The organism is bacterium (genome assembly GCA_024228115.1).
Lineage (GTDB): Bacteria > Myxococcota_A > UBA9160 > UBA9160 > UBA6930.
This window is the reverse complement of sequence record JAAETT010000546.1, coordinates 18,307-31,938: the sequence shown is the minus strand read 5'-3', so window position 1 is coordinate 31,938 and position 13,632 is coordinate 18,307. Positions and strand designations below refer to the sequence as shown.

Here is a 13,632-nt window from a genome sequence, read left to right as displayed (position 1 = left end):
GGAGATGGGTTGAGCCAGACGGGGATCATCAGCAGGGGAGGGGCCCGGTGAACTCGGCGCGGATACTCGCGGTCGATGACCAGCTCTATTTCCGGGTCTTCCTCGAGGACTTGCTGCGAGGCGAGGATTTCGAGGTGGTCACGGCCGGAAGCGGTGCCGAAGCCCTCGCCTTGATGGAGGAGGAGCCGCCGGACCTGGTACTCACCGATCTGGTCATGCCCGAGATGGACGGGCGCGAGCTGGTGCGACAGGTCAAGGAGCGCTGGCCAGAGCAGGACGTCGTCGTCGTCACCAGCGTGGGCGACGTCAAGACCGCGGTCGAAGCGATGCGGCTGGGTGCGACGGATTATCTGCTGAAGCCGATCGATCGCACGGCGTTGCTCCGATCCATCGATGGGATTCTCGAGCGCCGCGCCATGCACGCCGAGCACGACCGGCTGGTGGCAGAGAACCTCTCGTTCATGGGCCATTTCGCCCAGTACGAGCGGGCGCTGGGCTTGTTCTCAACGCTTTCCATCGAGCCGCTTGCCGACCGTATCGTCGAAGTCCTGTGCCTCGAGACGAACGCCCACGCGGGGGTGGCCTGGCTCGCTGATCCGGACCATCCGAGCCGCCTGCGATTGTGCGGCGCCGGCGGGTTGATCCGGGTCAAGGATGAGGTGGAGGAGATCGAGGTCGGAGACCTGCCCGCGGTTCTTCGCCCGTTGGCCGAGCCCGACTGCCAGTCCCTGCTGGCAGAGGACACGGGCGCGCCGCGGGCGCCGCTCTTCGTTCCGATTCGCCACGATGGCGAGATGTTGGGTCTGCTCCGGCTCACCGATCGGGTCGATGGCTCCGAGTTCGACGATGGCGATCGGGAGGTCGCCGAACGATTCGCATTGTTCGCGAGCCAGGCTCTCGCCAACGCGATTGCCTTCCGTTCTCTCGAGCGACGTTCGTTCAAGGATCCGACGACCCACGCCTACACGCGGGCCTATTTCGATGACGTCCTGGAGTACGAGTTGCAGAAGGCCAAGCGCTTCGGCCGCAGCCTCTCCGTGGTGCGCATCGCGCTCGATCCGATCGGGCCCGTACGAGCACGCCTCTCTCCCGGAGAGTTCAACGTCTGGATCCAGGCCGTCGTCGGCGATCTCCAGCGGGCGGTGCGGACGACGGATCTGCTCGGGACCGAAACCGAGCACGAGTACGTGGTGCTACTGCCCGAATGCGACAACCTGGGCTCGGTCGTGGCCAAGAGACGCCTCCGGGCGGCCTTCGAGCGCAGCCCCGCGTTTCAACAGTTGGCGGACGACCGGCCGGCCGTGCTGAGTGCCATGGCCACGTTCCCTGCCAACGGAAGCGATCCCCAAGAGCTGCGCGCATGCCTGGATCGGCGCATCGACGCGGATCGCCGCAGCCTGCTCCGGCTCTACGAGTTGGAGGAGGCACCGTTTCGCGGGCTGCTGGAGAACCTGCTGGCAGAGGGTGAAGAAGGGGCCACCGGTCTCGGCGACCAGATGGCCGGCTTCCTGCTGGACGAGGTCAGCCGCAACCCGCACCACCGGGGATTGCTGTTCGTCGCGCCCCTGGACGGGCAGACGGCGAAGCTGCGTTCCGCCCTGGAACAGCTGCGGGGAACGACACCGCGCACCGAGGTCGTGCTGTTCGCCGATCGCGATGAGCAGCTGATGCCGGGTGTGCCGGTCACCTGGGTCTCTCCGAAACGTGTCGGCGCAGGTCAGCCCTTCCTCGTCTACCTTGGAGAAGGCGCCTCGTACGCGTATGTCCAAGATGGCGGCGCAGAGGACGCCACCACCTTTCACACCGCCGACCCGGTGGTCGTCGAGCAGCTGGCCTTCGGCCTGAGCCACGATCTGGGGATTCCGATCGGTGACTAGCTCCATCCTCGTCGCACAACTGCACCCGAGCCGTGGGCGTGATCTCGCCGAAGCCTGCGCTGCCAGAGGCTACGCAACGAGCGTTGCTCGCCACGGCGCGGCGGCACTGGAGGCAGCGCTCGCGGACGTTCCGGATGTCGTGGTCGCGGTATCGGACCTGGAACTGATCGACGCGGGAACCCTGGTCGAGATCCTGCGCGCCAACCCACGGACGAAGGGTGTGCGTTTCCTCTTCCTGGGGAGCGAGCCAGCCGGGGGCTTCTTCGACGATACGCTCTCGGCCGAGGCAACGGGCGAAGAGATCGCCCTGCGGATCGAGGCCATCCTGGCGCAACGCAAGCGCATCGATGCGGTGGACCGGGAAGCAGAGGCCGAGCAGGCGGTCCAGGGAAAGCTCTCGCAGATCCCGCTGACCGACCTGTTGCAGCTCTTTCACATGAATCGGCGTACGGGCACCATCGAACTCAGCCCGCAGGAGGGGGGCGCACCCGGTGAGCGCGGCGCGCTCATCCTACGCGAAGGCGATCTCATCCAGGCGACCGTTGGCCGAGTGGAGGGAGAGAAAGCCCTGTTCCGGCTGTTGGCCTGGCGCGAGGGGGGCTTTGCCTTCAGGCCGGGCACGGTCACGATGACACCCCGGATCACCACCCCCACGCGAGTACTCCTGATGGAGGCCCTTCGCCAGCTCGACGAATGGGATCAGCTGAAGGGCTCGCTCCCGCCGCCCTCCGGCCGCGTGCGCCTGCTGGTGCCCCGCGAAGAACTGCCGAATGCCGTTCATCCCGTCACCGAGGAATTGCTCGATCTCCTGGAGCATGACGATCGGGTGGGCGAGCTGATGGACCACTCGACGTTCCCGGACTACCAGGTGCTCCGCACACTGCAGGCGCTTTGCGATCGCGGCATCGTGCAGTTGCGGCGCGAACCGGAATACGGTGAAGCAGGTCGCGTCGATGTCCTCTTCGAGCCCGCCCAGCAGGAGCGATTGCGGGAGTGGTTGCAGAGTGGCCGGCCGCGCGGGGTGCCCGCACGGGATGCCAAGTTGCTCGTGGCCGCGACGGATCCCGGCATGACCCGCGAGTTTGCGCGGCTGCTGACCGCGCTACCGGGCTTCCGTCTCGAGCCGGCCTTCCGTAGCGGGGAGATCCGCCAGGACGATGTTGCGACCCTTGGCCGGCTGGGTGTGGACGATGGCGTGGGGATCCAACTGCTCCACGTCCCCACGGCGAAGCGCTTCGAAGCTTGCTGGCCCGCCCTTGCCCAGGGCTCACTCGGCACTCTGTTGCTCATGAACTCGCCCCAGCGAGAAGGTGAGGAGCACTTGCGTCCGTTGGTCGAGCGGCTTCGCGCCCAGCGCCATGACGCCCGGATCTTCCACGCCTTCATGCTCCCGAAGGGCGAGAAGCTGGCCGTGGACGAAATCGAATCGAGCCTCGGACTGCTGGATCAGGCTTCGGTCTTCCTGGTCCCCTTGGAAGGCGAGCGGGATCCGGTCACGCTGCTCAAGACGATCTTCGGAAGGATCCTGCCGTGAGCGCCACCAGCGCGAAGATCTTCGCCCCCTTCAGCGATCTCACAGACGAAGAGCTGGAACTCGTGACCTCCCTCCTCGAAGAACGTGAGCTGGTGGAGGGAGAGGTGCTCCAGAACGAAGGTGACGAAGCCGACGGTCTCATCCTGCTGGCGGAAGGCTCGCTGATGCTGTCGAACAGCCAGGCCGGCGAGCTGGGCACGCTCGAAGCCGGGCGTCACCTCGGCGATACCTCCCTGGCGGCGCTCGGCCGGCGGGAATTGACATTGGTGGCCAGCGAACCCTCCCTCCTGCTGCTCTTCCCCCGAAGCGCCTTCCTGCGGCTCTCGGAAGATGCCCCCCGCGCCGCCACGCGTATCCTGGAAGCCATCCTGCGCGACCTGGCCGCGACCGTCCGTTCGGGGTTCGACCGCCTGCTGTAGCCGAAGGGCTGTTCTGCGGCGGTTGAGGAGGCAGCTCCGGTACCCCGCCGGTCCGATCCTGGCGCGACGCCAGACGAGACCTCCCGCGCCGATGCCACTGAGTACGACCGCGGGCCGAAGATGCCAAGCTACTCGACCGCTCCGCCACATCGGGTTAGAGTGCAGACGGGAAGGGGACTCCGCCTAAGAAGGGGATCCTCAATGAGACGGTTGTGCCTGCCGCAGCTCCTGGCGATCGTCGCCCCCCCCACGGCCCTGTCCATCCTTCTCGCCCTTGCGCTGGGGGCCGGAACCGCGCAAGCGGCTCCGATCGACATCATCCAGATCGGCATCTGGAGCGAGAACCCCGGCTCCGCCCAGCCCGGCTCGGGCACCGCGCTCAACAAGGGCGGTAAGTTCGTCATCAAGACGACCTACGACCCGGTCACCGCCACGGCGGAGAACATCAACGGCCTCGACGTCTACGGCGTCGCGCTGGCTGGAGGATCGGCTCCACCCACCGGCGGCGGGCTCGTGGAGAACGCCAACAACGTCGAGGTGATCGTGCCGATGGAGGGCTTCGACAGCGGCGGAACGCCCTTCGTCTACACCCAGACCGACCAGAGCCACCTGAACTGGCCGGGCGACCCCTACGCCAGCCCGACCCCGAAGATCTACTTCACGTCCCCGGCGGCGACTCCCGCCCACTTCCTGGGCTACCGCCTCGAGGGCAACGCCGTCGACCGGCCCGGTGGCAACCTGAACTTCATCCAGCTCAATACCGAGGTGGCCGGCATCGATCCGGGAGATGGCATCCCGGTTCCGACGCCCTCGACCGTGGTGAACATCCGGGACGAAGGCCAGGCCTACGGCACGGTGATTCGCTCGGTGAATGCCATCGTCGCTGCCGAGGCTGTGGTGGCCGAGGCCGGTGCCGACATGACCTATGACGCCAGCACCCTCAGCATCACCACCGATGGCGGCACCTTCCGCAACGGCGACGGCACCTGGCAGGACAACGACCTCGGCGCGGCGCGCAGCGATGGGGAGGACTTCCTGACGCATACCTGGTCGAATCTGGGAAGCGTCCAGGGCGGCGCGCAGGACGTGCCGCTGGTAGGCGCTGACGCCGATGCGGACCGGCCCAACATCATCCCCTCGGAGAGCCCCTTCGTGCTGCAGCCCCCGCCCAGCGGAACCCGCACCGTGGACATGGTCAACAAGACCGTCGGCATCGCAGACTCGGGCCTGCGATCGACCCTCGATACGGCGACCTGGGAGATTGAGGTGCACGAGGAGCTGACGGGCCTCGACGGCGGCACCGACACGATGACGGTGTCCTACGGCAATGCCCTGCCCGTGATTCTGGATGCATCGGCCAGCTCCCAGCCGGGCGGCCTCCTCTTCGAGCTCGACGTCGATGACCTGGACCTGGCCGTCAACGCAAGTGTCGTCGACTTCGAGGGGCTCGAGATCGGGCTCTACGATGGCGGCGTGCTCTTCACCGACTTTGGCGCGGCCCTGATCGGGGCCGGCGCGGAGTTCGTCGACGACGCAACCCTCGCCTCGATCTTCGGACTCGGCATGGCGACGCTCGAGGTGCGCGTGGCGGATCTGTATCTTCAGAGCATCAGCAGCTACGTGTCCGCTACGATTCACTTCATCGTGGTGCCCGAGCCGGCGACCGGTGCGCTGCTCGGCCTCGGGTTGATCGCGCTGGCGATGCGGCGGCGGAATGGAGTCGGGACCTGAGTCGAAGCCAGATGAGGAGGTCGAGAGATGGGAAGCTCGGAACGAAGAGATACCGACCCGAAGATCCCGAGACGCCGCTTCTTGCAGGGCACCACGGCGACCGTCGCGGCCACCGCGCTCGGTCCGATCGTGTTGTTCGCCGGTGATCCGGCACGGGCCGAGGGCCCCGAATTCACGCGGGGCTACTACAACGATCGGATGGGCCAGTGGTTCGGCTTCGACGACGGCGCCTGGCGATCCCTCGAGTTGGTCGAGGTGGTTCCCCATGACGTCTCGTCGCGGCTCGACCAGTTCACGGTCACGTTTCGCGGCTCATCCCACACGGAGATCGACGAGGGACTCTACGCCGTCGCACCGCCGGATGGCCCTGGCTTCCAACTCCACCTGCAACCGGCGGGCGTAGCCCCGGACGGGACCTACTACGAGGCGTCCTTCAGCTCCCTCAAGCCCCTGACCCCTTCTTGCGCGGGCGCTGCGTGAGCGCTCGATCGCCTGCCGATGGCGCCAGGCACGGCACTGAACGCCCAGGAGATGCTCCATGTCCGAGCCCTTTCTCGCCGAGATCAAGATCGTCGGCTTCAACTTCCCGCCCCGCGGCTGGGCGTTCTGTGATGGACAGATCCTCCCCATCAACCAGAACCAGGCGCTCTACTCGCTGCTCGGTACCACGTACGGCGGCGACGGGAGGACCAGCTTCGCTCTCCCTGACCTTCGGGGCCGTACGCCGATCCACGTCGGAAGCTCGAACGGGGCCTCGCACCCGCTGGGACAGAAGACCGGAGAGGAGAATCACCAACTCTCGACCCAAGAGATCCCCCAACACGAGCACGAGGCCAGGGCGACGAGCGCCACGGTGAGCTCGACCGATCCGCAGGGCAAGCTGCTCGCCGTCACGAGTGGCGGGCCCTTCTCGATCATCCCCTACAGCGACCGCACCAGCCCGCAGAGCCTGCACACCAGCACGGTCGCGAACGGCGGCGGAGGGCAGGGGCACAACAACATGCAGCCCTATCTGACGCTGAGCTACTGCATTGCACTTCAGGGTCTCTTTCCTTCGCGAATCTGACCGGAAATAGATCCAGAGCCAGGAGAAGAGAAATGTCCGAGCCCTTCGTCGGCGAGATCCGAATGTTCGCGGGTAACTTCGCGCCGCGCAGCTGGGCGTTCTGCGACGGTCAGCTCCTCGCGGTCTCCCAGAACGACGCCCTCTTCAGCCTCCTGGGGACCATCTACGGGGGCGACGGACGCACCACCTTCGGCCTTCCGGACTTGCGCGGTCGTATTCCGAACCACCAGGGCTCGGGGCCCGGCCTCAGCCCTCGGCAACTCGGGTCGAAGGGCGGGGAGGAGCAGGTGAGCGTCACCACCAATCAGCTCCCCAGTCACAGCCACTCCTGGTACGCCTCGGCCGAAACCGCCGAGGATTCCGACCCGGCCGGTCACACGGTGGCAACAGCCACCGGAAGCAATCTCTACGGCACGGCGGGGCCGAGAGCCATGGATACGCGGGCGATCACACCCGCTCCCGGAGGAGGGCAGTCCCACGGGAACCTCATGCCCTTCCTGTGCATCCACTTCATCATCGCACTCCTTGGGATCTACCCGTCGCGCCACTGATTCGGAGCGCCACCAGGACCCGATGAACGAACTGCCAGCAGAGCGAGAGCCAACCCATAGAGAGGACGCGCCATGTCCGAGCCCTTCATCGCCGAGATCAGGATCTTCGCCGGCAACTTCGCTCCGCGAGGCTGGGCCTTCTGCAACGGCCAGCTCCTGCCGATCGCCCAGAATACGGCGCTCTTCTCCCTCATCGGCACCACCTACGGGGGCGATGGACGCACCACGACGGCGCTTCCGGACCTGCAGGGGCGTGCGCCCATGCACCCGGGTCGCGGCCCCGGCCTCACCTCTCGCCGGCTGGGGGAGAGGGGTGGCGCCGAGACGCAGACCCTGAGCGAGGCCCAGGTCCCGCCTCACAGCCACGCGATGGTGGGCTACTCGAACCTGGAGGCGGCGAACCCGACCGGTACGCGAGGCCTGGGCGGAGCCAGTTGGTATGCGCCGGCGGTGGCCGCGGGCGACGCAGACGTCGTCGACATGGACGTCAACGTGATCAGCCCCGTCGGCGGCGGTCAGATGCACAACAACGTGCAGCCCTTGCTGGCGCTCAACTACATCATTGCGCTGGTTGGGCTCTACCCCTCCCGCAGCTGACGGGCCGGCGCCATCGATGCCCCACGACCGGACCACGTCGTACCCCGGCGTGACCCTGCGCCCGGCTTCCGATGGCGACCTCGAGTTTCTCTACCGGGTGTACTCATCCTCCCGCGCCGACGAGATGGCGATCGTCCCCTGGAGCGATGCTCAGAAGGGCGCCTTCCTGCGCAGTCAGTTCGAGCTCCAGCACCGTCACTACCACCAGCACTACCCCGATGCGCGATACGACCTCGTCTGCGAGGGGGGCCGGACCATTGGCCGCTACTACGTGGAGCCGATGAAGCGCGAGATCCGCATCATGGACATCGCGCTGCTTCCCGAGCGCCGGGGACGCGGCATCGGGACCCACCTCGTTCAGGACGTGCTCGACGAGGCGGAGCAGAGCCGGCGCTTGGTGAGCCTCCACGTCGAGGAATCGAACCCCGCCATGCGCCTCTACCAGCGGATGGGCTTCGCGCCCGTGGACGACGTCGGCATCTACAAGCTCATGCACCGGGCTCTGGACGAAATCACCGCCCTCCAGGGAGGCGAGGAGAACGGGCCTTCGGGAGCCCCTGCGGGATAGCCCGATCGGGCGGACTCAGTTGAAGACCGCCTCGTAGAGGACGCGTTCTCCCTCACGCCCGACCGGCACCAGGAAGAGCTCAAGGCGACCCAGTGCTGCGTGCTCGACCTGGTAGATCCGCTGCGGAAGCAGGGAGGCCGAATGGGCCTCGAAGGTCAGCGAGAAGGGCCGGCGGAGTCCACTCTCCGTCTCGGCCGGACCCTGCGGATCGACGCGCGTGAGCTTCAGGTCGATGATCTGAGACTCGTCGACGTGCAATCGAAAATCCTGTTCGAGGCGCTCCTCGAACTCGGCGTGGGTCACTGTCTTGAGATCGGCCACCTTGCATCCCTCTGCTGCCCGTTCGAGTCGCACGTTCTCACCGAGCACCTGTTCCTGCGAGTGCCCAATTCTCGCAGACTCATGCCCGCATATCGAGACGCATCCGGGGCCTTGCGCGGTGGCCCGCGTTCGACGCGTTGTTCCGTATGCGCCTCCTAGAGCGGCTCTAGCGTGAGCGGTAGCCCGTCCACCGGCTTCGAGATAGGCGCCTGCTGGACCGGCATCACGTAGCCCTCGGGCACGCTGAGGCGCACGCGTTGCAGCAACTGGAAGAGCGCGGCCTTGATCTGGGTTTCGGCGAAGCGCAGCCCGAGGCACATGTGGTTGCCGCCGCCGAAGGGCACGTACGAGTGGCTGTGTCGCTTGTGTTCCTCGCGGCCCTCCGCGAAGCGATCGGGGTCGAAACGGAACGGATCGCTCCACCACTTGGCCATGTGGTGCGTGTGGATCGGGTAGATGATCGTCATCGTGCCGGCGGGGATCCGGTAGCCCCCCCACTCGAAGTCGGCCGTCGCCATGCGCGGGATCGTCGAGAGCGGCGGATAGCGGCGCAGCACCTCCTGGATCGCGAGGATGTGGTCCTTCACGTGGAGCAGGTCGTCCCACTCGATCGCCGGCTTGTCGAACGCATGCACCTCGTCTCGCAGGCGCTCTTGCCACGCGGAGTTGGCCGCGAGTTCGTAGAGCAGCGAGGTGAGAGCGCTCGTCGTCGTGTCGTGGGCCGCCATCATCAGGAAGATCATGTGATCGATGATCTCCTGGTCGGCGAGGCGTTCGCCATTCTCGTTCTCGGCATGACAGAGGCGGGTGAAGGTGTCGGAGCCGCCGCTCTCTCCTCCGCGGCGCTCCTGGATCATGCGCTTGAAGCGGCGGATCATGTACTTGCGCCCCTCGAGCCCGCGATTGAACTCGAGGCCGGGGATCGGTAGACGCAGGATCGACATCGAGGCGGCCACCGTTGCCTCGAACGCGTGGTTCATCTTCGTGTTGTCGGAGCCGGGCGGCAGGCCGAGGAAGATCCGGCACGCCATGTCGAGCGCCATCTGCTTGATCACCGGGAAGGCGCGGATGTGCCCGCCCTTGAGCGCGAGGCCCTCGGCCCACGGAACGAGCGCCTCGTTCATCTGGTCGAGGTACGACTGGAGCGCGGGCGTACGGAACGCCTCACGCAGGAGACGGCGATGGAAACGGTGATCTTCACCGTCCCGAAGCAGCAGGCCGTTCGTGAAGATGCGACCCATGATGAGATCCCACGACTTCTTCGCCGAGAAGATCTCGTCGCGATCGAGCAGCACGAAGCGGTTCGCATCGGGCCCGAAGAGGTTGACCGCGCGGATCGGGCCCTGGTTCTGCCTCACGACCAGGCCATTTCGCTGGCAGCGCTCGCTGACGACCCCGAGCATGTCGCGCTTGATGCGCGGCAGCGCGCGCAGGGTATCCCCGATCCCATCGATCGGGATCGAGCGCCAGGGGCGGGCGGGGGCGTCGCTCGGCGTGGTCGAGGCCGTCAACGGTTGGACTCTCCTTGGGGTAGATCGGCGGTGCTTCCGAGGCAGGCGTGAGAAGGGTTCATGAGGGCCTCGACTGCAGGTTCAGCTAAGAATTGCAGCCCCGTAGGGATTCGGCCAAGCACCTGCGCCCACCCCGTTCTGGCGCCTCGAGGTTCCTTCCAGCCCGGCGGGCATGCTTGATTTCATCCTGGGCGTTGTCCAGGGCAGGCGAGCAATACCGGCCGGAGGTGGTACACTCCGTCGCCAACTCGGGGATGGGTGAGGGTGGCTCTTCCTCCTTTTCCTTTTCCCGTTCCACCGGTACCGGTGCATCCAATGGCCGGTCGCCGAGCAACTGCGGGGTTGGCGGGATGAATGAGAGTCGGGTTCGCGAGGGGCTCACGTTCGACGACGTCCTGCTCGTGCCTGCCGCGTCGAACGTGCTTCCGAAGGGCGTCGACCTGAAGAGCCGGCTCACCCGCGAGATCGATCTCCAGATCCCGCTCGTATCGGCCGCCATGGACACGGTCACCGAGCACGCCGCCGCCATCTGCATGGCCCAGAACGGTGGGATCGGCATCATCCACCGCAACATGCCGGTGGCCGATCAAGCCGCGGAGATCGGCAAGGTCAAGCGCTCCGAGTCCGGGATGATCGTGGATCCGATCACCTTGCGTCCCGAGCAGCGCATCTTCGAAGCCCTCGACGTGATGGACCGGTATCGGATTTCCGGTGTGCCGATCACGCGCGATGGCAAGGCCGTCGGCATCCTGACCAACCGGGACCTGCGCTTCCTCAAGGATACGACCCAGGAAATCGGAGCGGTGATGACCTCCGAAGGGCTCGTCACCGTGCCCCCCGGCACCACCCTGGAACATGCCAAGGAGCTGCTCCACCAACATCGCATCGAGAAGCTGCTGGTCGTCGACGAGAAGGGCGACCTGCGTGGGCTGATCACGATCAAGGACATCGAGAAGAGCGAACGCTTTCCGAACGCCTGCAAGGATCCCATGGGCCGGCTGCGCTGCGGTGCGGCCGTCGGAGTCGGGGAGGATCGGGAAGAGCGGGCAGCGGCACTCGTAGAAGCTTGCGTGGATGTGATCGTGGTCGATACCGCGCATGGCCACTCAGCGAGCGTCCTCGACACGATTCGCGACCTCCGCCGCATCTACCCGGATCTTCCCATCATTGGCGGAAATGTCGCGACTCCCGAAGGCACGGAGGCGTTGATCAAGGCAGGGGTTTCCGCCGTGAAGATCGGCGTGGGCCCGGGTTCGATCTGCACCACCCGGATCGTCGCCGGCGTTGGCGTGCCGCAGCTCACGGCGGTGCTGGAAGCCGCCGAGACCGCCAACCGGTTCGACATTCCGGTGATTGCCGATGGCGGAATCAAATACTCCGGAGATCTGGTGAAGGCCCTGGCTGCCGGTGCCAGCTCGGTGATGGTCGGTTCGCTCTTCGCGGGTGCGGATGAAACTCCCGGCGAGGTCGTGCTCTACCAGGGGCGCTCGTACAAGGTCTACCGCGGCATGGGCTCGCTCGGTGCGATGGCCGATGGCAGCCGGGACCGTTACTTCCAGAGCGATGTCGAGGATACCCGGAAGCTCGTACCGGAAGGCATCGAGGGGCGGGTTCCCTACCGCGGAAGTCTTTCGAATAGTGTCCACCAGCTGATGGGCGGGTTGCGCGCGGGCATGGGCTACTGCGGCGCGCCGAACCTCGCCGAGCTGAGAGCCGGGGCGCGCTTCGTTCGCATCTCCAACGCGGGGCTCCAGGAGAGTCACGTCCACGATGTCATCATTACCAAGGAGGCACCGAACTACCGTCTCGAGTAGCCGCGCTAGAACCCCTCAGATTCCCCGCACCACCGTTGGGCCTTCCTCCAGGCCCTCTCCAGCAGGGGCGCCCCCTTTGTCGAGTGACGCACACCGCGATCGTATCCTCATCCTGGACTTCGGGTCCCAGTTCACCCAGCTGATTGCCCGGAGGATCCGGGAGCAGCAGGTCTACTGCGAGATCCATCCGCCGACGTTGACGGCGGAGCAGGTCCGGGCCTGGCGCCCGGCCGGCCTCGTGCTTTCGGGCGGGCCGTCCAGTGTGCTGGCTGAAGACGCCCCGAGCCTCGACCCGGCGGTGCTCGGACTGGACGTGCCGATCCTCGGCATCTGTTACGGCCTGCAGCTGCTCACCCGGGAACTCGGCGGGCTGGTCGAAAGTGCGGATGACCATGAGTACGGCCGCGCGCTGCTCAAGCTGAAAGCGGCCGACCATCCGCTCTTCAACGGGCTCGACGGACGGGCCGAGCGACACGTCTGGATGAGCCACGGCGACCGCGTGCTCCGGCTGCCCGAGGGCTTCGAGATCCTTGCCACGAGCGAGAACTCGCCGTTCGCAGCGGTGGGCCATCGCGACCGACCCGTTTACGGCCTGCAGTTCCACCCGGAGGTGGTGCACACCGAAGATGGCGCGCGCATTCTCACCAACTTCGTCCACACGATCTGCGGCTGTGAAGGCAGTTGGACGATGGACGCCTTCGTCGACGACGCCTGCGAGAAGGTTCGCAGCCAGGTGGGCTCGGGTCGGGTGATCTGCGGCCTGTCCGGGGGGGTCGATTCGTCGGTCGCCGCGGCGCTCGTGCACCGCGCGATCGGCGACCGGCAGACCTGCATCTTCGTCGATCATGGTCTGCTCCGACAAAACGAACGCGAGGATGTCGAGCGGGCGTTCGGCGAACACCTGGGGATCCCGCTGATCACAGTGGATGCGCGGGAGCGTTTCTTGAAGCTCCTGGCCGGAGTGGAAGATCCGGAACGCAAGCGGCGCATCATCGGGCACCTCTTCATCGATATCTTCGAGGAGGAATCCAAGAAGCTGGGCGGCGCCGATTTCCTCGTCCAGGGCACCCTCTATCCGGACGTCATCGAGAGCGTTTCGGTGGGTGGTCCGTCGGCGACGATCAAGAGCCACCACAACGTCGGGGGCCTTCCCGAGCGGATGCGTCTGGAACTGGTCGAGCCGCTTCGCGAGCTCTTCAAGGACGAGGTCCGCGAGGCGGGCCGGACGCTCGACCTTCCGGAAGCGATGGTCGGTCGCCATCCGTTCCCGGGCCCCGGTCTGGCGATCCGCATCATGGGGGAGGTCACCGCCCAGCGGTTGACTTGCCTGCGCCAGGCGGACGCGATCCTGATCGAGGAGATCCGACGCGCTGGCCTCTACGACGAGATCTGGCAGGCCTTCGCCGTCTTCCTCCCGATCCAGAGTGTCGGAGTGATGGGTGACGCACGCACCTACGAGGATTGCATCGCCCTGCGCTGCGTCAGCTCCGTCGACGGAATGACCGCAGATTGGTCGCGCATGCCACCCGAAGTGCTGGCGCTCGCCTCGAACCGCATCACGAACGAGGTTTCCGGGGTGAACCGGGTCGTCTACGACATCTCCTCGAAACCTCCCGCCACCATCGAGTGGGAGTAGGGCGGAC

The 13,632-nt window shown here is 66.3% G+C and carries 13 protein-coding genes; 11 read left to right on the top strand and 2 right to left on the bottom strand.

Going from position 1 to position 13,632, the window contains the following annotated elements:
• The first annotated feature begins 47 nt into the window (after positions 1 to 47).
• The 9 genes from GY937_22600 to GY937_22560 all read left to right on the top strand — a co-directional run bounded on the left by GY937_22600 (position 48) and on the right by GY937_22560 (position 8,343).
• The gene (locus GY937_22600) at positions 48 to 1,877 is read left to right on the top strand and encodes a response regulator (GenBank protein MCP5059503.1); all 1,830 of its coding nucleotides are present in this window, start codon (positions 48 to 50) and stop codon (positions 1,875 to 1,877) included.
• The gene (locus GY937_22595) at positions 1,870 to 3,411 is read left to right on the top strand and encodes a DUF4388 domain-containing protein (GenBank protein MCP5059502.1); all 1,542 of its coding nucleotides are present in this window, start codon (positions 1,870 to 1,872) and stop codon (positions 3,409 to 3,411) included. The genes GY937_22600 and GY937_22595 overlap by 8 nt, the downstream gene beginning before the upstream one ends.
• A complete protein-coding gene (locus GY937_22590; protein MCP5059501.1) occupies positions 3,408 to 3,830 on the top strand; it encodes a cyclic nucleotide-binding domain-containing protein in 423 nt (140 codons plus the stop codon). The genes GY937_22595 and GY937_22590 overlap by 4 nt, the downstream gene beginning before the upstream one ends.
• A 201-nt stretch (positions 3,831 to 4,031) precedes the next feature.
• Entirely contained in the window at positions 4,032 to 5,561 is a 1,530-nt protein-coding gene (locus GY937_22585; GenBank protein ID MCP5059500.1) for a PEP-CTERM sorting domain-containing protein, read from the top strand.
• Positions 5,562 to 5,588: 27 nt separating this feature from the next.
• Positions 5,589 to 6,041, top strand: a complete 453-nt coding sequence (locus GY937_22580; GenBank protein ID MCP5059499.1) for a twin-arginine translocation signal domain-containing protein — start codon at positions 5,589 to 5,591, stop codon at positions 6,039 to 6,041.
• Between the two features lie 58 nt (positions 6,042 to 6,099).
• On the top strand, positions 6,100 to 6,627 hold the full coding sequence (locus GY937_22575; protein ID MCP5059498.1) for a phage tail protein: 528 nt from the start codon (positions 6,100 to 6,102) through the stop codon (positions 6,625 to 6,627).
• A 32-nt stretch (positions 6,628 to 6,659) separates the two neighbouring features.
• Positions 6,660 to 7,178, top strand: a complete 519-nt coding sequence (locus tag GY937_22570; protein ID MCP5059497.1) for a phage tail protein — start codon at positions 6,660 to 6,662, stop codon at positions 7,176 to 7,178.
• 72 nt (positions 7,179 to 7,250) lie between these two features.
• A complete protein-coding gene (locus GY937_22565; GenBank protein MCP5059496.1) occupies positions 7,251 to 7,775 on the top strand; it encodes a phage tail protein in 525 nt (174 codons plus the stop codon).
• Positions 7,776 to 7,791: 16 nt separating this feature from the next.
• Positions 7,792 to 8,343 (top strand): GNAT family N-acetyltransferase, encoded by a 552-nt coding sequence (locus tag GY937_22560; GenBank protein MCP5059495.1) that lies wholly within the window; start codon positions 7,792 to 7,794, stop codon positions 8,341 to 8,343.
• A gap of 15 nt (positions 8,344 to 8,358) precedes the next feature.
• Here the strand turns inward: GY937_22560 and GY937_22555 are convergent, their stop codons facing one another.
• Together GY937_22555 and GY937_22550 are read right to left on the bottom strand one after the other, a co-directional pair.
• A complete protein-coding gene (locus GY937_22555; GenBank protein MCP5059494.1) occupies positions 8,359 to 8,697 on the bottom strand; it encodes a hypothetical protein in 339 nt (112 codons plus the stop codon).
• Between the two features lie 122 nt (positions 8,698 to 8,819).
• A complete protein-coding gene (locus GY937_22550) occupies positions 8,820 to 10,175 on the bottom strand; it encodes a cytochrome P450 (protein ID MCP5059493.1) in 1,356 nt (451 codons plus the stop codon).
• 350 nt (positions 10,176 to 10,525) lie between these two features.
• On the opposite strand from GY937_22550, the gene guaB reads away from it, so the two are divergent.
• The gene (gene guaB, locus GY937_22545; GenBank protein MCP5059492.1) at positions 10,526 to 11,989 is read left to right on the top strand and encodes an IMP dehydrogenase; all 1,464 of its coding nucleotides are present in this window, start codon (positions 10,526 to 10,528) and stop codon (positions 11,987 to 11,989) included.
• A complete protein-coding gene (gene guaA, locus GY937_22540) occupies positions 11,946 to 13,625 on the top strand; it encodes a glutamine-hydrolyzing GMP synthase (GenBank protein MCP5059491.1) in 1,680 nt (559 codons plus the stop codon). Before guaB ends, guaA begins: the two co-directional genes overlap by 44 nt.
• Positions 13,626 to 13,632: the final 7 nt, after the last annotated feature.

Excerpts from the sequence above, each read along its gene's own strand:
- GY937_22585 (MCP5059500.1), top strand. The coding sequence starts at position 4,032 with ATGAGACGGTTGTGCCTGCCGCAGCTCCTGGCGATCGTCGCCCCCCCC.
- GY937_22580 (MCP5059499.1), top strand. The coding sequence starts at position 5,589 with ATGGGAAGCTCGGAACGAAGAGATACCGACCCGAAGATCCCGAGACGC.
- GY937_22575 (MCP5059498.1), top strand. The coding sequence starts at position 6,100 with ATGTCCGAGCCCTTTCTCGCCGAGATCAAGATCGTCGGCTTCAACTTC.
- GY937_22570 (MCP5059497.1), top strand. The coding sequence starts at position 6,660 with ATGTCCGAGCCCTTCGTCGGCGAGATCCGAATGTTCGCGGGTAACTTC.
- GY937_22565 (MCP5059496.1), top strand. The coding sequence starts at position 7,251 with ATGTCCGAGCCCTTCATCGCCGAGATCAGGATCTTCGCCGGCAACTTC.
- GY937_22560 (MCP5059495.1), top strand. The coding sequence starts at position 7,792 with ATGCCCCACGACCGGACCACGTCGTACCCCGGCGTGACCCTGCGCCCG.
- guaB (MCP5059492.1), top strand. The coding sequence starts at position 10,526 with ATGAATGAGAGTCGGGTTCGCGAGGGGCTCACGTTCGACGACGTCCTG.
- guaA (MCP5059491.1), top strand. The coding sequence starts at position 11,946 with ATGTCATCATTACCAAGGAGGCACCGAACTACCGTCTCGAGTAGCCGC.